This window comes from Corticimicrobacter sp. (genome assembly GCF_040137905.1).
Classification (GTDB): domain Bacteria; phylum Pseudomonadota; class Gammaproteobacteria; order Burkholderiales; family Burkholderiaceae_B; genus Corticimicrobacter.
Genome location: NZ_JBEFDG010000056.1, coordinates 1 through 22,415, shown reverse-complemented (window position 1 = coordinate 22,415; position 22,415 = coordinate 1). Strand labels below are relative to the sequence as shown.

The window sequence follows — 22,415 nt, the reverse complement described above, 5'->3', positions numbered from 1 at the left end:
CCCTAACGCCTGAATTAAGCCACGCCGCGAAGCAGCGTCGGCTTGAATGAATTGCTCAGAGTTTCCCTAGCGCACTATGCGTCCCAACTCGCTCAGATGATTCGAGCCAACATTTAAGACCGCCTCTGGCTGGCTGCTAATGCGTCGGCTCGCTCCCGGCCAGAAGCGGACGCTAACGCCGCATCCAGCGGCATATCCGCTGTAATGCTTTGTTAGGCAACCTTTTCCTTTCCACTACTGCCTCTTGGTTTATTCTCGATATGCGAAACAAATTCCTCTATTGATGGAAAATGCCTTGGTCCACCTGCAGCTTTACGGAACTCTTTAAGCAGGTAGTGACCCTCTGATGGAGAAATCAAAAATTGATATTGCTCTTCCAACATATTCCTATCAGCTACGTTGTGCCTCCAGGCTGAGAGCGTACTTTCAAGATTGTTTAGATAAGATACAATCTGCCATCTGATATCAGCAGAGTCTGACACTGGAATTTCAATTTGGCTATCAGAATCCTTGGTGGAATTATGGAGATTCGATTCCTTCGAAATGCAACCCAGCAACAACTCCCTGTGCTTCGAATCCACCTTAAAGCTCTCTTGATTCAAGAGAGCTTTTGACTGTTCAAAACTTAGTGTTTCCGCAAACTTTCTAGCAATGGAAGATTGTCTTTGCCTAATCACATCCATGTGCATAAGAAGTTTGATAGCATTTTCTCTTCTGGATCTTTCATGATCTGCTTTTAAAGACCTTCGAGCTAAAAGGGCCTGAAACGCTACAAAGACCACTCCGACTGCTGTGGTGACACTTGATCCGGCGACAATCCAGTCAGTTAACGATGACACTTACTACACCTTCCCTGTGCTTTATTGCTTAGTTAGTAACTAGAAGACACTCATGTCCTTTTAAACGCGACATGTATGTCTGATAACGTTCCTTGTTCGTCCGCAACTTCCTGATTGGCTTGACTGTCACGTCAGAAGCGCGACATGAGGCGAGAGGGAAAGCCACATGAATTTTGAGCACTTTACTGACGTATCAGTTGGATGTCCATCGTCCGCTTCTGGCCGGTAGACGACAGTCTCAGAACGACCCAAAGCAAATCACTAACATTTGACATGAGCGGCGAGGCGAGGTGCAGCGGGCGGAGCCTGTGTGGCACGTCCGCTCGATGGATGGGCTAGGGGCTGTGCTGAAACATGACCAGCTCCAACGCTCTTAACCTGGAAACTTCATAGCCAACAGCTTTGTTCACCGACGCATGCAGAAATGGAAAGCGGCTGTCGGCTAGCAGCTCGCGCAACTGTCGGTGATACGTCCGGTAGTTCTTGACGAGGCGAACTTGATAGTGATGCGGCTTCTTCTTGAACAGAAACGTATAGATCTTGGAATCCCAGATGGCAAAGTTATCTGGCGAAACAAAGTGCAGAAGCTTCGATGCTCCAACCAGAGAGTTGTTTGTGACACTGGCGAGTTGATCGAGTTCTGTATCGGTGAGCTTTCCATTGCGCTTGGCGGTTGACAAGAGTGCGGCCGCTTGCGATAGCCCAATGTTTGGTGACTCTGGGAACAGCTCCAGGATGGTAGGCATCCAACCATAGACCATGTGGCTTCCGCATACGAAGTCTTCCTCAGAAAATATATCTTTCGATGCGAAGTAGCTGATTATGTGTGGGTACGCCAAAATGTATGAGTCGCCTTCAGCGATCCGGATACCTTGAGCGAGTTGGAATACTTCGGACATCTCATTCCTTGCAAGCCAACCAGAATTATTATAAATTGTTACCATAGACGCAATGCCAGCTTGCCAGCAATAACCAAGATCGGATGCCCACCAGTTTCATAAGTATTAGACGAGCTGGCGCCAACTTTTGGTTTTGCTTTGTTTCCATCTATTATCCAAGTATTGGATGAGCTGGCACTCGTTTTAGGTTTCAGTTCCCTCCCGTCCCACAACCACGTATTCGATGATGCAGCACCCACCTTTGGCTTAATCTCCTTCCCTGACAGAATCCAGGTATTTGACGAAGATGCTCCAGTCTTTGGCTTTAACTCAGTGCCGTTGCAGATCCAGTTGCTTGGCAGATCAATTTTTGGCATGTGATATCTCCTTCAGCTTATGTAACGCTAACTACAAATAGGCGACAAGCTGCTGGATACGATTAGTCGCCTAAACAGATCGAATTCAGTCTGACTCATTGGCACAAAATCCTCTGCTGTCTTTTAGTCAGACCTAAAAATCTACGGATGGAACGTTTGTCCGCTTCTGGCCGCAAGCAGTCATCGTATCATTTTATTACTTTATGCCAATTCAGCCGTCGTCGCCCCCCTCAAAAAAAAGGCACCGGTTCCTTATCCCGGTGCCTCTTCTTCACCCCATAAGCCTGACTTACTGCACGGCGTACAGATAAATCTCCACCCGCCGGTTGGCCGCACGGCCTTCCACGGTGTCATTGCTGGCGACCGGATCGCTGGGGCCACGGCCCTCTGCAGTCAGCCTCGACGCCGCCACGCCATTGTTTTCAAGATAGGTCGTGACGCTGCGCGCGCGGTTGAGCGACAGCGTTTCGTTGTAGGCCAGTTGACCCGTACTGTCGGTATGGCCCACCACCTTGGCGCGGATCTGCGGATGCTGCTCCAGTGCCCGCGCCACGCTGTTGAGCAGCGGTGCCAGCTCGGGCTTGATCGCATAGCTGCTGGAGGCAAAGCCTGCGCTGCTGGGAATGTTGACCTTGAGCGTACCGTCAGGCATCTCGACCACATCGACGCCCAGGCCATGGCCGGACTGTTCCACGTCCTTTTTGATGCCCTTCCAGTTGTACCCCACCACGCCACCGGCCACCGCACCGATACCGGCACCGATCAGCGCAGCCTTGCTGCTGTCGCCAATCAGCGCACCCAGGCCCGCACCAATGGCGGCCCCGGCACCCGTGCCGAAGGCGGTGCGATTCTGCTGGTCGGTCGCGCAGCCTGCAATCAGCAAGGCGGCACTCAGGATGGCGATCCGGTTCATCGTTCTGCTTTGCATGGCACTCTCCTCGTTTATTGGAAATAAGCGGATTGTTCCGCAATCGTTGCGACCCGTGACAGTTGTACACCATCACCTGCCACGCGAAGATCAGCATTGATCATTTTTGACAATCGATACACGATGGTACGATTCTCTTTTGCCTTCGTTTCACTGTCTATACCATGAGCGCCCAGGACACCCTTTGCATTGCCGGCAAGCACTATCACTCCCGTCTGCTGGTTGGCACCGGCAAGTATGCCGACTTCGAACAGACGCGGGCCGCACTCGACGCCAGTGGTGCCGAGATCGTCACCGTCGCCATCCGCCGCACCAACATCGGCCAGCATGCCGACCAGCCCAGCCTGCTCGACCATGTCCCGCCGTCGCGCTTCACGCTGCTGCCTAATACGGCAGGCTGCTACAGCGCCGATGACGCCGTGCGCACGCTGCGCCTGGCGCGCGAACTGCTCGACGGCCACGACCTGGTCAAGCTCGAGGTGCTGGGCGATCCGCACACGCTGTTTCCCAACATGCCGGCGACGCTCGAAGCCGCCCGCACGCTGGTGGCCGACGGTTTCAAGGTGATGGTGTACTGCACCGACGATCCGATCCAGTGCCGCATGCTGGAGGATATCGGCTGCGTGGCCGTCATGCCGCTGGCCTCGCTGATCGGCTCCGGCATGGGCATTCTCAACCCCTGGAACCTGCGCCTGATCATCGAGCAGTCCAAGGTACCCGTGCTGGTTGATGCCGGCGTCGGCACGGCCTCCGATGCTGCCGTCGCGATGGAACTGGGCTGCGACGGGGTGCTGATGAATACCGCCATCGCTGGCGCGCAAAACCCCATCCTCATGGCCAGCGCCATGAAAAAGGCCGTCGAGGCGGGGCGCGAGGCCTTCCTGGCTGGCCGCATTCCGCGCAAGCTGTACAGCGGCAGCCCGAGTTCGCCCACGACTGGCCTGATCCAGAGCTGATTGACCTGGCCGGCCCCACGCCGGCCACTGACTTCACAGAACCGAGGACGCTTCGCGACATGATTCCCCATGCATTGAGCATTGCCGGCGTTGACCCTTCCGGCGGTGCCGGCGTACTGGCCGACATCAAGGCCATGAGCGCGCTGGGTGCCTATGGTTGCGCGGTCATCGCCGCGCTGACCGCCCAGAACACCCAGGGCGTGACCGACATCTGCCCGGTCCCCCCCGAATTCGTGCGCAGCCAGATCGACACGCTGTTCGCCGATGTCCGCATCGACGCTGTCAAGATCGGCATGCTGGGCCAGACCCAGGTCACCGAAGTGGTTGCCGAACGGCTCGCCCACTGGAAGCCTGTGCACATCGTGCTTGATCCGGTCATGATCGCCAAGAGCGGTGCCGCGCTGCTGGAACGCGACGCCGTCGCCGCCCTGCGCGAAATGCTACTGCCGCAGACCACCCTGCTGACACCCAACCTGCCCGAAGCTGGCGTGCTGCTCGAACAGGCCCCCGTCGAGAACCTGCGCGACATGCGCCGGATTGCCGAAAAGCTGCGCGAAAAGATGAATCATTCGGGCGAGCGCTGGGTACTGGTCAAGGGTGGCCACCTGCCGGCCGACGATGCCATCGACCTGTTGCATGACGGCGATCGCATGATTGAGCTGCCGGCACGCCGCATCGATACCCGCAATACCCACGGCACCGGCTGCACGCTGTCGGCCGCGCTGGCTGCCTGCCTGCCGCAGGCACCCGACGTACCAGCCGCCGCCCGCCGTGCCAAGGACTACATCAGCCAGGCCATTGCCCATGCAGACGAACTGCAGGTCGGCCATGGCCACGGCCCGGTGCATCATTTTTATCATTGGTGGAAATAGCCATTTCAAGAAGTTGATGCAACCACTGCATCAGCCCATAACATCCGTCCGTCCAGCCCCACTGAGGTAAAATGGAAAGCTGGACTGTCTTCAACTCCGAGCTGCCATGAACGCCAACACCCTGCCCGATATCGAACAAGCCCGCTTCAACATGGTCGAGCAACAGATCCGACCCTGGAATGTGCTGGACGAAAACGTGCTGGAAGCCCTCTCGGCCGTACCTCGCGAACTCTACGTGCCCGCCTCGATGCGCACCCTGGCGTTCGCCGACATCGAAATCCCGCTCGAATCCAAAAAGGGCACCTCCTGTGCCACCATGCTCTCGCCCAAGGTCGAGGCGCGTCTGGCCCAGGAGCTGCAACTCACCGCCAAGGACTGCGTGCTCGAGATCGGCACCGGCTCAGGCTACCAGGCGGCCCTGCTGGCGCACCTGTCACGCCAGGTCACTTCGGTGGAAATCGATCCCGAGCTGGCCGCCTTCGGCAAGGCCAACCTTGAGCGCAACTACGTCACCAACGTCCAGCTCGAGACGGGCGACGCCCGCAACGGCTGGGGCAGCACCGAATACGATGCCATCCTGCTGACCGGCTCCACACCGACTGTACCCGATCCCTTCAAGTACCAGTTGCGCATCGGTGGTCGGCTGGTCGTGGTCGTTGGTCAGGCTCCTGTCATGACGGCCTATCGCATCACCCGCACCAGTGCGGCGGGCTTTGACGTCGAACCGCTGTTCGATACGCTGATCAAGCCGCTGCGCGGCATCACCGTATCGCGCTTCAAGTTCTGAGCGCGCATGGCGCGTCGCCTGCTTGCGCTTCTCTGCCTGGCCTGCACAGCAGGCTGGTCACAGACCGCGCTCGCCGATGACCTCTGGCAGACCTGGCAGGCTGCCCAGGCCCACGATCCAGGCTATGCCGCCGCCCAGGCCCAGTTCCGGGCCTCGCAACAGAAAATCCCCCAGGCACGTGCGCGCCTGCTGCCCAGGCTCGACGCCGAAGGCGGCGTCGAACATCGCCAGGACCGCAGCACCCACAATTTCGAGCGTGCCGGCAATCGGCAGCAGGCCGACTGGGCGCTGCGCCTGACCCAGCCGGTCTATGACCGCGCCGCCTGGAAACAGATGGCGCAATCCCGCCTCGTCCAGGCAGAAGCCGAACTGGCACTCGAGCAGGCACGCCAGGACCTGATGCTGCGCGTGGCGCAAGCCTACTTCGACATCCTGGCAGCGCAGGACACTCTGACCGCCCTGCAGGCTGAACAGCGCGCCACCACAGACCAGTTGCACTCCGCACAGCGCCGCTTCGAACTTGGCTCGGCCACCGTCACCGACATTCACGAAGCGCGCGCGCGCCTGGACCTGCTGGCGGCCCAGGAGTTGCAACTGCTCAACAGTCTGGACATTCGGCGCGACCAACTGGCCCAGATGACGGGTCGCTACCCGGATACGCTTTCCCAGTTGCCTGCAGGCCTGCCCTTGCCGGCCCCCGAGCCCAACCGCATCGAGCCCTGGTCGGAGCAGGCCCAAAGTGCCAACCTGGCCGTTTTGCGCGCGCAATTACAGTCCGATATCGCCCAGCAAAGCATCGAAATCGCCCGCAGCGGCCACTATCCTACCCTGAGCCTGCAGGCCGGCAGCAGCCAGTCAACCACGCAGCGGTTCGACGAGGCACGCCGTGGACGTCCCATCGAAAACACGGTCGGTCTGCAACTGAGCATTCCGCTCTACAGCGGTGGCGGCGTCTCCGCCCAGGTCGAGGAGCAGGTCCAATTGCAGCAGAAAGCCCGCTTCGAACAGGAAGCGGCGCGACGCCAGGCCATCCAGACCGTGCGAGCGCAATTCCAGACGCTGCACAGCGGGCTGGGACGCATCGAAGCTCTGGAGGCCGGCGAAGCCTCCAGCCGGGCGGCCGTCGAGGCCAACCTGATCGGCTATGAAATCGGCGTGCGCATCAACTTGGATGTACTCGCCTCGCAACAGCAACTCTATGCCACGCAAAGCGCACTGGCCCAGGTGCGCTACGACACACTGATGGCGGGCCTGCGCCTGAAGGCGGCCGGCAGCACCCTCTCTGCAACCGACCTGGAAGAGGTCAACGCGCTGCTGGCACGTCCGCCCGAATCTTCTGCACCAGCGCCGTCGTCGAGCGCTGGAAGTCAAACGGAATAGCCACCGCACGCCCGCCCCAACTGCGCACCAGCGCGGTCTCGGGCAGGGTTTCCATGTCGTAGTCGCCGCCCTTGACGATGATGTCGGGGCGCAACTCGGCAATCAGGGCTTCAGGCGTATCCTCGTCGAACCAGGTCACGACAGCCACGCTCTCCAGCGCCGCCAGCAGTGCCGCCCGGTCAGCCTCGCCATTGAGCGGCCGGTCGGGGCCCTTGCCCAGGCGCCGCGCCGAAGCATCGGTATTGACGGCGACCACCAGCGTACCGCCCAGTTGTGCTGCCGCATCCAGATAGGTGACATGACCACGGTGCAGGATGTCGAACACACCGTTGGTAAAGACCAGGGGTCGCGGCCAGTCAGCCTGCGTGAGGGCCTGCCGGCATTGCGTTCTGGAAAGGATCTTGGTTTCGAATCGTGCGCTCATGGCCGGATTCTACCGTGTCCGCCCGAACCGGATACATCCGGACGCGAAACGTTCGCGACAACAGCGGTTAAAATCGCCCCTTTACCTGTTCTCCGGTTATCGCCACATGCGCATCGCCCGCAACTACCTGGGTCGCGAAATCTACCAGTCCAGTGCCATGGTCACGACCGCGCTGCTGGGCCTGTTCGCCTTTTTCGCGCTGATCGATGACCTCGACAAGGTCAGCGATACCTTCGGCCTGGGTGCGCTGCTGTACCTTGAAGTGCTGGCCATTCCCACGCGGCTCTACGACCTGCTGCCCATCGGCCTGCTGATCGGCTCCATCCTGGCATTGGCCAGCCTGGCCCAGCGCAATGAACTGACCATCCTGCGTGTCTCGGGTGTCAGCGGCATGCGGCTGCTGGCCACGCTGTGGCTGATCGTGGTCCCCGTCATGGCAGGCGCCCTGGTGCTGTCCGAATGGCTGACACCACTCTCCGAGATCAAGTCGGGCGAAGCCAACCTGACCCTGCGCGGCAAGAGCGGCGGTGCCCGCATGAGCAGCGGCTACTGGTTCAAGGAGCCCACGCCCAACGGCGGTACCCGCATCCTCAACATCCACAGTCTGCAAAGCGGCGGCAGCGTCAGCGGTGTCACGCTGTACGAATTCGACGACGGTCAGGAACTGATCGCCATGTCGACGGCACCGGAAGGTCACTTCCGGGACGAGACGCTGGTGCTCGACAATGTCACGACCAACCGGCTCAAGCCACAGGCACTGGGCATGCTGGCCGATCCCGAGGCGCGCCACCCGGCCGAACCGCTCATGCAGGTCGAGCGCCAGCCCGAACGCACGCTCGACACGACGCTCACGCCGGCCCGTCTGCTGGCGCGCGTGCTCACCCCCGAGCGCATGTCACTGACCACGCTGCTGGATTACATCGACTACCTCAATGACAACCAGATCCAGGCGGATCGCCAGATCGTCGCCATGTGGCGCAAACTGGCCTATCCCTTTACGCTTCTTGTCATGATTACCATTGCCGCGCCGATCGGCTTCATGCAAACTCGTCGTGGCGGGGTAGCCGCCAAGGTTTTCATCGGCATTCTGTTGGGCGTGGGCTTTTTCATGCTCAACCAGCTTGCCCTGAACGTCGGCATGCTGGGCCGCTGGCCGGCCTGGGTCACGGCCCTGATGCCCAGCCTGGGTGCCCTGCTGCTGGCGCTCGGCACCCTGTTCTACATGGAGTACCGCCATGCGGTATCCCGCATCATGCAACACCGTTGGCCCTGGAGGAAAAGTCCCGCATGATCGACAACCCCATCTGGATGATTGGAGATGTCCAGGGATGCGGCACACCGCTGGACGCCCTGCTCAAGCACCCCGAGATCGACCAGCCCGGCAGCCGCTTCTGGTTTGCCGGCGATCTGGTCAACCGCGGCCCCCAGTCGCTGGCCTCGCTGCGCCGCATCAAGGCACTGGGCGACCGGGCCATTTCCATCCTGGGCAATCATGACCTGCATCTGCTGGCCGTCTCGGCGGGCATCCGCGCGCCATCGAAGAACGACACCATCCAGGAAATCCTCGATGCCCCTGATGCCCAGGAGCTGATCGACTGGCTGCGCAACCGCCCGCTGGCACACTTCGAGGCAGGTCACCTGATGATCCACGCCGGAGTGCTGCACAAATGGACAGCCCAGAAAACCCTGGCCCTGGCCGCCGAGGTCGAAGCCGTGCTGCGCGGCAAGAACTGGCAGAAAGGCCTGCAGAAAATGTATGGCAACGAACCCATGCAGTGGCGTGACGACCTGACCGGCAGCAAACGCATCCGCATCATCATCAACGCCCTGACCCGGATGCGCATGTGCACCATCAAGGGCGAGATCGACCTCAACTCCAAGGCGTCACCGCGTGGTCAGCGCAATAGCACGCTGGTGCCCTGGTTCGACGTACCCGGACGCGCCACGCGCGACGTGACCGTGGTTTTCGGTCACTGGTCCACGCTGGGCCTGATGGTGCGACCGGATGCCATCTGCCTGGACACCGGCTGCGTCTGGGGCGGTCAGTTGACCGCCATGCGACTGCAGGACCGCAGGATTATCCAGATACCGTGCCTGCAGTGCCAGAATCCGGCTGACTTTCCGGGCTGACGGCGGGTACACACACCGCCCGCTGCAATGCCAGTCGAACATCCTGCCCCAGTTCCTGGCGGGTTGCGGGTCGCCCGCTGCGCGTCAGGTGGCCCATCGGCTTGAGATAGTGCACATCCACAGCCAGCCCTGTCGTGCCCATGATGCGCCAGAGATTGCCGACCAGCGACTCTTCGCCCACGAAGGCTGCATAGCTGCTGCGCACACCATGGTGCCTGAAACAGAAGGCCACCGGCTGCACGATCACGCCATGCTGGCGGGCGGGCTCAAGCAGGCTGGCATGCAGGGGCAGCACATCCCAGCCCAGGGTCGTGGTGCCCTCGGGAAACAGTCCCACGGCCTCGCCACGCGCAAAACGGACCGCAATATCCTGCCCCACTTTCTGTACGGCCTGGCGCTGCTGCCGGTCGATGAACAGCGTACCGGCACCGGCGACCAGCCAGCCGATCACCGGCCAGCGACGGATCTCGCTCTTGGCGACGAAGGCCGCAGGACGCAGTTGGTTGAGCACGAAGATATCGATCCACGACACATGGTTGGCCACCCACATGACGGCCCCGCTGCGACAGGGCGTACCATGCACATGCACCCGCATGCCACAGATGCGAACCAGCCCCACCGACCAGAAACGGATCATGCGCTGGCGCACGGACAGCCTGATGCAGGGCAGCACGAAGGTCACGGCCAGCAAGCCCCAGGTCAACCAGGGCAGCAACATGCAGGTACGGGCCAGGAAACGCAGGGTATGAAGTACAGGGGAAGCGGTGGCCGAAGATTCGGGCGCGGAAGAAACAGGGACGGACATGGAATTTCAGGCAGACAGATTCAGTAAAAGGCCAGACGACGCAGCATCGAAATGACGCTGCAGGATCACGGCAGCCGCCAGCGCATCGTCCGGCGCATGGCGTCCTTGCAGTGACTGCGCCTCGAGGCTGCTGTTGCGCTCATCGACCAGCACGACGCGCATGCCGTAGCGGCCATGCAATTGATTGGCAAAACGACGGCTGTGGACCGACGCCAGTTGTTCCTCGCCATCGAGCGTGAGCGGCAGGCCCACCACGCACAGGTCGGGCTGCCATTCGGCCAGCAGTGCCTCGATCCTGGCAAACCGGCCGGCCCGGGTGGATTCCTCGATGATGCAGAGCGGGCGGGCAGCCGCCGTCAGGCTGTTGCCGATGGCCACGCCGATCCGCCGCGTACCGAAATCGAAGGCCAGCACGGTTTCGGGCTGCGATACCGCGCCAGTCAGGGTATCAGGCATGGCCAGCCGCCCCGGTGAGTGCGCCGGGGTCGATGCCCAGCAGCGCCAGTGCCGCCTCGTAGCGATCTTCGGGTGGCACGTCGAAAATGATGCGGATATCTGCCTGCACATTGAGCCAGGCATTCTGCGCCATTTCCGTTTCGAGCTGGCCCGCTCCCCAGCCAGCATAGCCGAGCGTGACAAGCATGCGCTCGGGGCCAAGCCCCGATGCCGTGGCCTGCAGGATATCGCGGGACGTGGTCAGCATCAGTTCGCCCAGATGCAGGCTGGAAGAAAAATCGCCCGTCGGCATGTGCAGCACGAAGCCCCGGTCGGTCTGTACCGGGCCACCGAAAAACACCGGCGCATCCTGCTGCGGCACATGGATCTCAAGCGCCATGTCGATCCGCTCCAGCAGCGCACCCAGCGTCAGGTCGGTCGGCCGGTTGATCACCAGGCCCAGCGCACCGCGCTCGCTGTGCTCACATACATAGATGACACTGCCCGCCAGGCTGCCGCCGACCTGCTCGGGCATGGCCAGCAGGAACTGGTTGGCAAAGCCGGCAAATGCAGGGGCGGACGCCTCCGGCACCATCTCGGCACGGGTATCACGGCTATCGTCGGTCATGGCACGCTCCTAGGAAATGGCTGGCACCTGGCCTGCATGCAGCAGGCACGGCCGGCAGAAACGGTCAGATCTCCATCAATTCGAAATCTTCCTTGCGGGCACCACACTCGGGACAGACCCAGTTCGGCGGGACATCTTCCCAGCGCGTACCGGGAGCGATGCCCTCTTCGGGCAGGCCGGCCTCTTCGTCGTAGATCCAGCCGCAGATCAGACACATCCAGGTTTTCATTGATCGGTTCGCCTCTATGCTGTTCGGATTAGAATGGGGTATTTTACCGGCATCGGTGAGCGCCCCGTGACTCTTGCAGCATCTCCTTCAATCGTACTTGCTTTCGGCCCCTTCGATCCCAGCGGGGCCGACGGCCTGCCCGCCGACGCAGTCACCTGCGGCGCACTGGGTTGCTACGGCCTGTCCGTGCTGAGCGGCATCCTGGTACAGGACTCCACCGGCCCCGAATCCGCCCAGGCCCTGTCGCCCGAACTGATCGACGACCAGGCACGCAGCCTCCTCGAAGACATGCCCGTCCAGGCCTTCAAGGCCGGGGCCGTGTACACGCCCGAGGCCGCCAGCGTGATCGCCCAGATCGCCGCCGACTACAGCGAAACCCCACTCGTGCTGCACCTGGGTGCCGGCCTGCTGCCCACCGAGGATGCCGCCGAGGCCGATGCCGACGAAGCGCTGCACGAGGCCATCCTCGAACTGTTGCTGCCGCAGGCGCACATCACCGTGGTCGAGCATCACCTGCTGACCCGCTGGCTCGACGAAGGCCTGCTGCCTCGCGGCGACAGCGATGCCGATGATCCGGCCCAGATTCTGATCGACAATGGCGCGCAATGGGTACTGACACTCGGCCAGCCCGCCCCCCAGGGCGGCCTGATCAATCTGCTGCTCGGCCCTTCGCGCCAGACGGCCAGTTGGCCCTGCCTACCCACCCAGCCACGCACGCATGACACGGCTGGCCTGACTGCCACGGCCCTGGCCGCCTATGTGGCGCGCGGCAACGACATGCGTGATGCCACCGAGCAGGCCCTGCGCTATGCACGCCAGGCACTGGAGCACAGTTTCCAGCCGGGCATGGGCCTGCGCATGCCGCGTCGCTTTGCCGCCGAGGCCTGACCCATCGCGGCAGCCCTTCTGCCAAGGTGCTGCCCCCGCCCCCATTCCTGACTCCTGCGCGCCATGCCCGACCGACTTGCCTCCTCTCCTTCTGCCTTGCGCTTTCCGCGTGGTCTCTATGGTGTCACGCCCGAATGGGACGATACGGCCCGCCTGTACGACGCCGTTGCCGCCGCGATCAAGGGCGGCATGACTGCCCTGCAACTGCGCCGGAAAACCGCGCCCGATGCCCTGCGCCATGAGCAGGCCCTGGCCCTGGCCCCGCTGTGCCGGGCGCATGGCGTGGCCTTCCTGATCAACGACGACTGGCGACTGGCGCTGGAGATCGGTGCCGATGGTGCCCATCTGGGCCGCGACGATGCCGATCCTTTCGAGGTACGCCGTGCTGCAGGCCGGCTGCTGCTGGGCGTCTCCTGCTACAACGAACCCGAGCGCGCCCGCATGCTGCTGGAGGCCGACGTGGATTACATCGCCTTCGGTGCCATGTACCCGTCCTCTACCAAACCCCTGGCCGTGGCCGCCGGCCCTGAGTGCCTGGACGCGGCACGCACGCTGATCGCCGCACTGCCTGCACCGCGCCCGGCCATTGTCGCCATCGGCGGCATCACCCCGGCCAATGCCGCCCCCGTGGTGCAAGCCGGAGCCGACAGCCTGGCCCTGATCAGCGGCCTGTTCGATGCCCCGGATATCGAACAGGCGGCACGTACCTGCAGCCGCCTGTTCTGATGTGATACTTTTAACCCTTTCAGCAGGCAGGTTTTAGCGGCCATATCGGCCCCCTGTCTGCCGCACATTTGCAGAGATCTACACCATGCCCAGCAATCAGGAGCTTTTCGAACGCGCCGCCCGCAGCATTCCCGGCGGCGTCAACTCGCCAGTGCGCGCCTTCGGTTCGGTCGGCGGCACGCCCCGCTTCATCGCCCGTGCCCAGGGGCCGTACATCCATGATGCCGAAGGCACACGCTACATCGACTATATCGGTTCGTGGGGCCCCGCCATCCTGGGTCATGCGCACCCCGAAGTGATTCGCGCAGTCCAGGAAGCTGCTGTCAACGGGCTGTCGTTCGGCGCGCCGACCGAGGCCGAGATCGACATCGCCGAAGCGCTGATCCGCCGCATTCCGTCGATCGAGCAGGTGCGCCTGGTCAGTTCCGGCACCGAGGCCACCATGAGTGCCATTCGCCTGGCGCGTGGCTTTACCGGCCGTTCCAAGATCGTCAAGTTCGAAGGCTGCTACCACGGCCATGCCGACAGCCTGCTGGTCAAGGCCGGCTCCGGCCTGCTGACCTTCGGCAACCCCACCTCGGCCGGCGTGCCGCCCGAGTTCGTGGCCCATACGCTGGTCCTTGAATACAACAACCTCGATGCCGTCGCCCAGGCCTTCGAACAGCACGGCAACGAAATCGCCTGCATCATCGTCGAACCCTTTGCCGGCAACATGAACCTGGTCAAGGCTGCGCCAGGCTTCCTGGAGGGTCTGCGCGAGCTGTGCACCCGCCATGGTGCCGTCCTGGTCTTCGACGAAGTGATGACCGGCCTGCGCGTCGGCCCACAAGGCGTACAGGGCCTGACCGGCGTCACGCCCGACCTGACCACGCTGGCCAAAATCATTGGCGGCGGCATGCCGGTCGGTGCCTTCGGCGGCCGTGCCGACATCATGGCCCGCATCGCCCCGGTGGGCGACGTCTACCAGGCCGGCACGCTGTCAGGCAATCCGGTCGCCGTGGCCGCTGGCCTGACCACGCTGCGCCTGCTGGAAGCCCCCGGTTTCTACGAACAGCTCGCAATCCAGACCCGCAAGCTGACCGACGGCCTGCAGGCGCGCGCCCAGGCCGCCGGCGTGCCCTTCTGCGCCGACGCCGTGGGCGGCATGTTCGGCCTGTACTTCCGAGACAGCATCCCGACTCGCTACGCCGAAGTCTCCCAGTGCGATACCCAGGCGTTCAACCGGTTCTTCCACGGCATGCTGGATCACGGCGTACACTTCGCGCCCTCGGCATTCGAGGCCGGCTTCGTGTCGGCGACACACGACGATGGCGTCATCCAGCACACGCTGGATGCAGCCGAAGACGTGTTCAAGACTGTCCGAGCCGGTTAAGGCCCGCCAGGGCAGCCCATGACGCAGGTCTCGCCCCGCCATGGCATTCGAGCTGCCCTGCGCAGGCGGCTGCCCGCCCTGTTCTGCACCCTTCTGCTGCTGGTCGCGGCAGGGGGTGCGTATATCGGCATGTCACGACATGCCGAGGCACAACTGGCCCGGGATGCCCAGTTGCGGCTCTCGCTGGTGGCCGATACCCTCAATGCCGCCATCAAGCGGATTGCCGGCATCCCGCCCCTGGTCGGTGCCTCCGGGATGGTTCAGTCCCTGCTGCAGCACCCTGGCGACGAAAACATCCGCAACGCCACCAATGATCTCCTGGCCCGGACAGCGCGGGCCAATGATCTGGACGATCTCTTCATTCTCGATGCCCAGGGCGTCACCCAGGCATCCAGCAATTTCGGCGAGACCGGCAGCTTCGTCGGCAAGGACTACAGTTTCAGGCCTTATTTCCAGATCGCCCGCAAGAACGAACAACCCGTTGTCTCGTATTACGGCGTGGGCGTCACCACCGGCCGACCCGGCTATTTCCTGGCCTCGCGCATTGCGTTCGGCCCAGGCCCCGAGGATTTCGGCGTGGCCGTGGCCAAGACCGAGTTCTCGCGACTGGAATCGAGCTGGGCCGAAGGCGGCGAACATGTCCTTGTCAGCGATGCCGACGATGTAGTGTTCCTGAGTGCGGACCCGCAGTTCCGCTATCGCCCTCTCAAACACCTTTCACACGCCACGCTGGACACCCTGAATGTCGAACAGCGCTATGCCAGGCATGCCCCCGGCGTCGTGATCGACCTGCTGCGCGACCTGCCCGAAGGAGCCATCGCCACGCGCGAAGTGCCGGGCACCGCCTGGCAGATCACGGCAGTACTGCCACGTGGCGACCGACAATGGCAACCCCTGGCCGCCGCGCTGGCCGTGCTGCTGGCCGGCCTGCTTGCCACCCTGGCGGCCATGACGATCAACCAGCAGCGCGCCCGGCGCACTGCCGACCAGCGTATCAAGCAGGATCTCGAACGTCGTGTCGAAGAACGCGCCGCCGAACTGGTCGAGGCCATGTCGCGCCTGGAGGCCGAGATGGTCGAGCGCCGCCAGTCCGAAGCCGAACTCTCCAAGGCCCGCGACGAGCTGATCCAGGCGGGCAAGCTGGCATCGATGGGACAGGCATTTGCAGGCCTGGCCCACGAGATCAACCAGCCGCTGGCCGCCCTGAAAACCTACCTGTCCAGCACCAAGCTGTTGATCGCGCGCGGCGACACCGACAGTGCCGCCGCCAACCTCGGCATCATGGACGAAACCGTCGAGCGCCTGGTCCAGCTTTCGGGCGACCTCAAACACCTGTCACGACGCAGCGACAACCGCCTGGTCGAAGTCGATCTCGCCGCGACGGCACGGCGAGTCATCGGCCTGATGCGGTTTCGTATCCGCGACGCAGGTGCCAGCGTGCGTGAAGCCCTCGACAACGACGTACAGGTCGTCGCCGACCAGGCTCACATCGAACAGATCATCCTCAACCTCCTGAAAAACGCAGTGGACGTTGCCGCCGACGCGACATGCAAAGACATCATGGTGCAAGCCAGCCAGCAGAACGGCATGGCATGCCTGAGCGTCGGCGATTGCGGCCCCGGCGTTCCCGAGTCCGCACGCGGGCGGCTGTTCGAACCGTTTTTCACGACCAAGGGCGTCGGCAAGGGACTGGGACTCGGCCTGGCGATCAGCTATGCCATTGCCCGCGATCATGGCGGCGTACTGCGCTACGAACGCACGCCTGCCGGCCAGACCTGGTTCCACCTGGTCCTGCCCGCCAGGCCCGCCACCGGACAGCAGGAGCAGCACGCATGAACGAATCCATCGGCACCGTCCTCATCGTCGACGACGACCAGACCCTGCTGCGCGCCCTGTCGCAATGGCTGGGCCTGTCGGGCTTTCATACCCTGACGGCATCGAACGCGGAGGCCGTACCGGACCTGCTGCACACACAGGCCATCGATGCCGTGCTGACCGACGTGCGCATGCCCGGCCAGTCAGGTATCGACCTGTTGCGGACGTTGCGCGATACCCTGCCCGACCTGCCGGTCGTCCTGCTGACCGGACATGGCGACGTACCGCTGGCCGTCGAAGCGCTCAAGCTCGGGGCCTTTGACTTTCTGACCAAGCCGCACGACCCCGAGCGCCTGAGCGCCACGCTGCGCAACGCCTGCACGCAACATGCCCTGACACGACGACTGCACACGGCCGAGGCCCGTCTCGCCGGGCTCGACTGCGTTGCCACCCGCATTCCCGGCCGTTCGCCGCCCATGCTCAAGCTGCACGACGAAATACGTGCCGTGCTGGATGCGCCACTCGATATCCTGATACGCGGCGAGACAGGCACCGGCAAGGAGATCGTCGCCCGCGCCCTGCACGAATGCAGCGCACGCCGCGACCAGCCTTTCGTGGCGATCAACTGTGCCGCCATTCCCCATGAGATATTCGAAAGCGAACTGTTCGGCCATGAGGCGGGTGCCTTCACCGGCGCGCGCATGAAGCGCATCGGCAAGTTCGAGTTCGCCGACGGCGGCACGGTATTCTTGGATGAGGTCGAAAGCATGCCGCTCGACGCGCAGGCCAAGGTGCTGCGCGTCCTGCAGGAACGTGCCGTCGAGCGCATCGGCTCCAATCGCGTGGTACCCGTCGACATGCGCATCGTCAGCGCCACCAAGCTCAGCCTGAAAACCGCTGTGGAACAGGGTCGCTTCCGGGAGGATCTCTACTATCGCCTGGCAGGCTATGAGATCTGCATCCCACCGCTGCGCCAACGCAGCGACGATATCGTGCTGCTGTTCACGCAGTTCGCCTCGGCCTGCGCAGAACGGATCGGTCGCCGCCCGCCGGAACTCACGCCTGCACTCGTGGCAGCGTTGCTGGACCATGCCTGGCTGGGCAATGTGCGCGAACTCAAGAGTGTGGCCGAACGCTTCGGCCTGGGGCTGGGCCTGCAGATCCAGCCGGAAGATGCCACCGGCCTGCCCGAACGGCGCAGCCTGGACGCCATGCTGGAAGACTACGAACGCAACCTCATCATGGCCGCCCTGCGCCAAAGCGACGGCTCGGTAGCCCAGGCACTCGAGATCCTCGACGTGCCACGCCGCACCCTGAACGAGAAAATGCGCCGTCTCGGCATCGAGCGCGATCCAGGCTGACTGCCAGTGAACAACAGGTTGTTCTGCTCACGATCCATTTTCCATCACCATCACTTATACAAATTTGGATGATCAATCAGCAATTCTGATCAAATAGCTCATCACCAAACCAATCTCACCACACACACCCTCACCACCTAAATCAATTTAAAAACATGAAAATACGATAAATCAAAAATCCGACTGAAACTCAAAATCATGCCGACGTCTCCCCCTTCACTCTATGAGTAATAGTTGTCTTGACCGTATATCACAAACAGTTACCCAGGGTGTACACCGGGCATCTTTAGACTTGGATCTGACTCGATAAATAATAGGGTCGCTTTATATTGTAGAGCTCCCTAATGAGAAAATTCTACTTCGTGGAATCGTGCTGCATTTCAGGCCGTTCTCGGCGTTTCCGCAGCAGACCATCGTCGCACATTACTTAGAAGACTCGTTGGGCGATAATAGATGGCTCTGATGCCGCTCCTAGTCCCAGCGTGCAGAGTCCAGACAACTTTTATTTAAACTTATTTCATTGGCTAAAATTTGTCTGTAGACCCCTCACTATCATCTGTGGCGTATTGCAAAAGTCTTCTTATATAAATGTCAGACACCTCATTCTTGAGGTCAGGAATCACCCTTTCCTGTACGACAAGAAGGTCTGCCTCTTTAATTTTTAAGCGTCGCATTGCTATTGCTAACGCAAACTCTAGCGAAGCTTCTCCTTGTGGTTTATAGCGGGAAAGGAATATCTTGATGAGGAATTCCCGCATGAACCCGCTCTCTTCATCAGTGTACGAATAGTCCAGCTCAGATGGCAAGGCCTGCCTAAGTATCGCGGCCTGTATGATTCCATCATTAAATCTATTGAAATTATGAGGGTCGAGAAGTACCTGCTGAAAAATATCGGAACTTAGCCTATGAATTTCCAGTAGCGGGGGGGCTGATCGTGCTTGATTCAATAGAGAGAGGGGCGTCCGTGCTCGCTCTAAAATTGCACCTATAGTAGCTAGGACAAGAGGAGCATGTTTTCCGCACGGAGTATAGCCTTCAGGCCAGAATAGAAAATCTCTTCGTAGTGAAAGCGGCGAATTATTGTCAATTGTAGGCAGGAAAGATAATTCTCCCAAACCAACATTCATTTGACGGTTATGACGATGTGACAATAATGGTTGAAGTTCTGGATCAGAATTTAGATCTAGCTCTTGTTGCAATGAGAGGCGCAGCCCCGGTCCGGTAGATAATCTATTCCATGTTAAAAAACGATTCGTCTGATCTTTTGTGTTGGCTAGGTTGGTTTTCAGAAAATGTTGTTCGCGAGCTGTTTCACAGATTTGCAAGCCAACTATATAAATCTTACTGCCCATATGATGTGGTCGCAGATCTCTGGAAATTCCAAGTAGCATTTGTCCTTGGCCAACTACCGCAGCGACGACAAGTAACCCACGTTCTTGATCAAGTTCAGTTAAGTGCGACTCGCAGTCAGTGCTGCTACGCACGCCCCAGGCTAGGGTAATGGAATACTCTTCCAATAGTGTCCGACACTTATCCGCAAGGATTTTGCTAGAAGGGTCGTCTTGATAAATAATTCCTTGAATGGATGCAGGAACGCTTGAGCGAATCTGTTTCCTCAACCACTGAAGAAACTGATCATGTTGTACAAGTAATTCACCGTTTGCATGGAATGTTCGATGTTTTCCATTTTCTGTGCTTACATCAATATTTAGAAAGTCTTTGTCCCAGAATGATGAGCTTATCTCTTTAGCCTCTTCTGACGGATGATAGTCTTTGGTTAAAGCGACTTTCTTGGGAGGCATTTGTTCCTGTTGGAACCGTTCTCCTAGAGTCCTCATACCCTTGGTGCCACGCAATTCTAATTTCATGCGCTCAGCCCAATCCTTGGGCCGTTCCAACTGGAAAAGTGCGTTCTCGCAGCCAGGGGTGTCATTGAATGTCAATAGCGTGATTACTTCATCGTCTGCGCAATTAGTCTTTGTTCTCCAGAGCTTTTCCAAAGAAAGAGAGGACGATGCTGAGATGATGCAATATGCCGTACCAGGAATTGGGGCAGGAACTTTCTCAAGTCCGTCATGAGATCTAAAACTGACTATTCTTGGCACCAGAAGTGAACTTGATGATCGCAGAATTTCACGTAAAGCGTAAGCGAGGCTGGATATTCCCATCGTATCAATGTAGATGGTTTTTAGATTTCTTTTTTGCCCCATTTTAAATGCTATTGTTAGCGCAATAAAATCTACAATCTCGCTTCTGGAAAGTGCTTCCTCTGCTTTTATAAAGTGCGATGAGCCATCGCCTGAAGGTTTCTGGAAATGATATCCTGGAGGGGCGGGAAGGACTAATCCGTCTGAACCAAACGCTTTCGTTAATCCTGCGCTTAAAATTAGGGAAATTACCTTCTGTTTGCGAAGAGCGGATGTGATAAAGTCGGATTTTGTGTTTTTGCTAATTTTTTTTGTTTTGGCTGTTTTCTGCTCCGGATTTATGAGACAGGTGTAAACTCCTATTTTTCCAGCAAGGCGACGTAACGATGCTTTGAAATTTTCGTCTTGCATAGAAGAACTCAGGTCGGCGCCATCGTCAGCCAGAGCTATTACTATGATTCCATCTGGATAAAGAATAGTTTGGGCCGCTGATTTGATAGCATCTTCGAAGTAGGAAGCAGGTATATGGCCCGGCCCCTTGAACAGGACTCGAAATTCGATTTCTTCGTGTTTCCATGGGAACATGAATAGGGAGTTCATGCTTCTCTCCTGTTCAGAGGAACCACAATTGTATAGGCTGTCCCGGGCAGGTATGGCTGCTCTTTTTCATCGGGGTGCCAATGTTCAGGCGAAAATGTTTTTTTGGTGTGATTGAGGAAATCTTGGTATAGGAATGTTCTTCCCGTGCGGAGAACCATAAATGCGCCTAGCTTCTCAAGTGCCTGGAGGGTATTAAATAATCCTTGTCCCACGCCATGAGTTTGCTTTGTTGTGCTACCTACGGCGAAGCATTCCGTGACGCATCTTAGCTCTTCTTCAAAGCTAAAGGATGCCGTGTCTATTCCTTTCTTTTTGGCCCAATTATTGGCTAAGCCGGGCCCAGTGTCGTAAATGGTGAATTCGAGAAATCTTGTGGAGGTTTTTGATTTGTTGCTGAATGGGGATTGGCTTGGATGGCCCAACCTAATTCTTTCTGCTCGTTCTAAATTGGCTTGAGCAGATGGCCGTCTAGGACGTTGTTGAATTGTGGCCTTTATCATGTAGCGGTGGACGTGCGTGTTTATACTGGTTTCTCGACGATCCTCTCTGAATTCAATCGTTCGAGCTATGAGCCCGCGAACATTGCCTGCCGAATATTTATTCCCATCCTCATCCATGCGAGCATGGTCATGCGTGTTTGAGAAGAGTTCAAATATTATAGAAGCAATAAATCTAATGTAGAAGTACGATAGCTTTCTCTCGGCAGTTGGCTCAAAAGCATTTAGTATATTTCTGATTAAATCTATGAATTCACTTGAGTTTCTTAGTGATTGGTCGTCGCTTCGACCGTAAAATGGGTTTAGGTATTCGTTAATAGACCCACTGAAACAGCACAGATGAACTCCCCTGGATCCAATTGTCTCGCGATATTGGTGATTCTGCATTGCACGGATCTTTGGGATTAAAAAACGTCTTGCGCGATTGCTTTCAAGACTAAAACCGAGGGCACCTGATACCTCGCGAGCAAAGTAAATTGCTGCACTCCCATGGGGCTCGTCTGAAAGGCGGTATAGCATTTCTTGGACAGGTTGCCCTGCGACATGGAGAATTCTTTCGCGATTCCTCCTGGACCATTGAGCAAGTAACTGAATGAGGATGCCCGTCACTGCGAATCCTGATTCTGGCGGAATTTTAGCTGGAACCTGAATCGAATTGGCTTCTGGGCTACCTAAATTTTCTATCTGGGATGAAAGAAAATCTAGCTTGATGTCGCGGGGAAATCTGAGCATCTTCGCCTCGATATGCATGTGCTAATGTGAGTCACGGGATCGTGGTGGACTATCCAAGTTCTCACATGATTTCGGATATTAATTTGAAGCAGAAATAGTATTTAATTATACGGCCTCTTGTTTTCAGGACTTCAATGAGTTTGCGCGGAAGTTTTTCATGAATTCTATAGCGGGTCAGAAATCTTAGGTTTGACCATGTAACCCGTTGAATAGTCGATCCAAGCTTACAGTACCTGAGAGGCTGACGTCACCCCCGTTTTGCAGCACTTGAAAACTAGAATTTAGCCCTCTCTGGCAAGCTGACCTGCTGTGGTCTGGCGTATTCACTCGGGGTCAGCATGCCGAGCGAGCCGTGGGGTCGATGGTCATTGTAATCAACACGCCACGCTTCGATAATGGTCTTGGCGTGTTCAAGCGACAGGAATTCATGCGCGTTCAGGCACTCGTCTCGTAATCGGCCGTTAAACGACTCACAAAGCCCGTTATCTGTGGGTTTTCCTGGTCGAGTGAAGTCCAGCAGCACTTTGTTCTCCCACGCCCAGAAATCCAGCGATTTAGACGTAAATTCGGTCCCGTGATCGACGGTGATACTTGCCGGTAAGGGGACCC

General features: G+C 59.0%; 23 protein-coding genes. 11 read left to right on the top strand and 12 right to left on the bottom strand.

Annotation, left to right across the window (positions count from 1 at the left end; all coding sequences use genetic code 11):
- Nucleotides 1-212: 212 nt before the first annotated feature.
- The 4 genes from ABN482_RS09625 to ABN482_RS09610 all read right to left on the bottom strand — a co-directional run bounded on the left by ABN482_RS09625 (nt 213) and on the right by ABN482_RS09610 (nt 3,022).
- Nucleotides 213-839, bottom strand: a complete 627-nt coding sequence (locus ABN482_RS09625; protein ID WP_349503781.1) for a hypothetical protein — start codon at nt 837-839, stop codon at nt 213-215.
- A gap of 335 nt (nt 840-1,174) precedes the next feature.
- A complete protein-coding gene (locus ABN482_RS09620) occupies nt 1,175-1,738 on the bottom strand; it encodes a hypothetical protein (protein WP_349503780.1) in 564 nt (187 codons plus the stop codon).
- Between the two features lie 38 nt (nt 1,739-1,776).
- Complete coding sequence (locus ABN482_RS09615) at nt 1,777-2,094, bottom strand: hypothetical protein (protein ID WP_349503779.1); 318 nt, start codon at nt 2,092-2,094, stop codon at nt 1,777-1,779.
- 289 nt (nt 2,095-2,383) lie between these two features.
- Entirely contained in the window at nt 2,384-3,022 is a 639-nt protein-coding gene (locus ABN482_RS09610) for a YiaD family glycine zipper/OmpA-like lipoprotein (protein WP_349503778.1), read from the bottom strand.
- A gap of 164 nt (nt 3,023-3,186) precedes the next feature.
- Here ABN482_RS09610 and ABN482_RS09605 point away from each other — a divergent pair, with 164 nt between their 5' ends.
- From ABN482_RS09605 to ABN482_RS09590, 4 genes are all read left to right on the top strand, one after another.
- Entirely contained in the window at nt 3,187-3,978 is a 792-nt protein-coding gene (locus ABN482_RS09605; RefSeq protein ID WP_109061231.1) for a thiazole synthase, read from the top strand.
- 59 nt (nt 3,979-4,037) lie between these two features.
- Nucleotides 4,038-4,850, top strand: coding sequence for a bifunctional hydroxymethylpyrimidine kinase/phosphomethylpyrimidine kinase (gene thiD, locus ABN482_RS09600; protein ID WP_349503777.1), 813 nt, complete (start codon nt 4,038-4,040; stop codon nt 4,848-4,850).
- A gap of 106 nt (nt 4,851-4,956) precedes the next feature.
- Nucleotides 4,957-5,637 carry a protein-L-isoaspartate O-methyltransferase family protein gene (locus ABN482_RS09595; RefSeq protein WP_349503776.1) on the top strand — a complete coding sequence of 227 codons (681 nt, stop codon included), beginning with the start codon at nt 4,957-4,959 and terminating at the stop codon, nt 5,635-5,637.
- Nucleotides 5,638-5,643: 6 nt separating this feature from the next.
- Nucleotides 5,644-7,017: a TolC family outer membrane protein gene (locus tag ABN482_RS09590; protein WP_349503775.1), complete on the top strand. Its 1,374-nt coding sequence runs from the start codon at nt 5,644-5,646 to the stop codon at nt 7,015-7,017.
- On the opposite strand, the gene rfaE2 is transcribed toward ABN482_RS09590, so the two are convergent.
- Nucleotides 6,941-7,441, bottom strand: coding sequence for a D-glycero-beta-D-manno-heptose 1-phosphate adenylyltransferase (gene rfaE2 / locus ABN482_RS09585; RefSeq protein WP_349503774.1), 501 nt, complete (start codon nt 7,439-7,441; stop codon nt 6,941-6,943). The genes ABN482_RS09590 and rfaE2 overlap by 77 nt on opposite strands.
- A 106-nt stretch (nt 7,442-7,547) precedes the next feature.
- On the opposite strand from rfaE2, the gene lptG reads away from it, so the two are divergent.
- Nucleotides 7,548-8,732, top strand: coding sequence for an LPS export ABC transporter permease LptG (gene lptG, locus ABN482_RS09580; RefSeq protein WP_349503773.1), 1,185 nt, complete (start codon nt 7,548-7,550; stop codon nt 8,730-8,732).
- Nucleotides 8,732-9,571, top strand: coding sequence for a symmetrical bis(5'-nucleosyl)-tetraphosphatase (locus ABN482_RS09575; RefSeq protein ID WP_349503793.1), 840 nt, complete (start codon nt 8,732-8,734; stop codon nt 9,569-9,571). The genes lptG and ABN482_RS09575 overlap by 1 nt, the downstream gene beginning before the upstream one ends.
- Here ABN482_RS09575 and ABN482_RS09570 read toward each other — a convergent pair.
- The 4 genes from ABN482_RS09570 to ABN482_RS09555 form a co-directional block, all read right to left on the bottom strand.
- Complete coding sequence (locus ABN482_RS09570; RefSeq protein WP_502877273.1) at nt 9,519-10,289, bottom strand: lysophospholipid acyltransferase family protein; 771 nt, start codon at nt 10,287-10,289, stop codon at nt 9,519-9,521. The two genes, ABN482_RS09575 and ABN482_RS09570, sit on opposite strands and share 53 nt — an antisense overlap.
- Nucleotides 10,290-10,382: 93 nt before the next feature.
- Complete coding sequence (gene ruvX / locus ABN482_RS09565; protein ID WP_349503771.1) at nt 10,383-10,832, bottom strand: Holliday junction resolvase RuvX; 450 nt, start codon at nt 10,830-10,832, stop codon at nt 10,383-10,385.
- Nucleotides 10,825-11,439: a YqgE/AlgH family protein gene (locus tag ABN482_RS09560; protein ID WP_349503770.1), complete on the bottom strand. Its 615-nt coding sequence runs from the start codon at nt 11,437-11,439 to the stop codon at nt 10,825-10,827. The genes ruvX and ABN482_RS09560 overlap by 8 nt, the downstream gene beginning before the upstream one ends.
- Before the next feature lie 64 nt (nt 11,440-11,503).
- Complete coding sequence (locus ABN482_RS09555) at nt 11,504-11,668, bottom strand: rubredoxin (RefSeq protein WP_109061222.1); 165 nt, start codon at nt 11,666-11,668, stop codon at nt 11,504-11,506.
- Between the two features lie 33 nt (nt 11,669-11,701).
- On the opposite strand from ABN482_RS09555, the gene thiD (ABN482_RS09550) reads away from it, so the two are divergent.
- From thiD (ABN482_RS09550) to ABN482_RS09530, 5 genes are all read left to right on the top strand, one after another.
- Nucleotides 11,702-12,556 carry a bifunctional hydroxymethylpyrimidine kinase/phosphomethylpyrimidine kinase gene (gene thiD / locus ABN482_RS09550; protein ID WP_349503769.1) on the top strand — a complete coding sequence of 285 codons (855 nt, stop codon included), beginning with the start codon at nt 11,702-11,704 and terminating at the stop codon, nt 12,554-12,556.
- Nucleotides 12,557-12,619: 63 nt separating this feature from the next.
- Nucleotides 12,620-13,282 (top strand): thiamine phosphate synthase, encoded by a 663-nt coding sequence (gene thiE / locus ABN482_RS09545; RefSeq protein ID WP_349503768.1) that lies wholly within the window; start codon nt 12,620-12,622, stop codon nt 13,280-13,282.
- Between the two features lie 85 nt (nt 13,283-13,367).
- Nucleotides 13,368-14,654 carry a glutamate-1-semialdehyde 2,1-aminomutase gene (gene hemL, locus ABN482_RS09540; protein ID WP_349503767.1) on the top strand — a complete coding sequence of 429 codons (1,287 nt, stop codon included), beginning with the start codon at nt 13,368-13,370 and terminating at the stop codon, nt 14,652-14,654.
- 18 nt (nt 14,655-14,672) lie between these two features.
- The gene (locus ABN482_RS09535) at nt 14,673-16,490 is read left to right on the top strand and encodes a sensor histidine kinase (protein WP_349503766.1); all 1,818 of its coding nucleotides are present in this window, start codon (nt 14,673-14,675) and stop codon (nt 16,488-16,490) included.
- Complete coding sequence (locus tag ABN482_RS09530) at nt 16,487-17,830, top strand: sigma-54-dependent transcriptional regulator (protein WP_349503765.1); 1,344 nt, start codon at nt 16,487-16,489, stop codon at nt 17,828-17,830. The genes ABN482_RS09535 and ABN482_RS09530 overlap by 4 nt, the downstream gene beginning before the upstream one ends.
- 524 nt (nt 17,831-18,354) lie before the next feature.
- Here ABN482_RS09530 and ABN482_RS09525 read toward each other — a convergent pair.
- The 3 genes from ABN482_RS09525 to ABN482_RS09515 form a co-directional block, all read right to left on the bottom strand.
- Nucleotides 18,355-20,577 (bottom strand): hypothetical protein, encoded by a 2,223-nt coding sequence (locus ABN482_RS09525; RefSeq protein WP_349503764.1) that lies wholly within the window; start codon nt 20,575-20,577, stop codon nt 18,355-18,357.
- On the bottom strand, nt 20,574-21,824 hold the full coding sequence (locus ABN482_RS09520) for a hypothetical protein (protein WP_349503763.1): 1,251 nt from the start codon (nt 21,822-21,824) through the stop codon (nt 20,574-20,576). Before ABN482_RS09520 ends, ABN482_RS09525 begins: the two co-directional genes overlap by 4 nt.
- Nucleotides 21,825-22,080: 256 nt before the next feature.
- The coding region (locus ABN482_RS09515; RefSeq protein ID WP_349503762.1) for an integrase core domain-containing protein at nt 22,081-22,415 on the bottom strand (335 nt) is incomplete at its 5' end.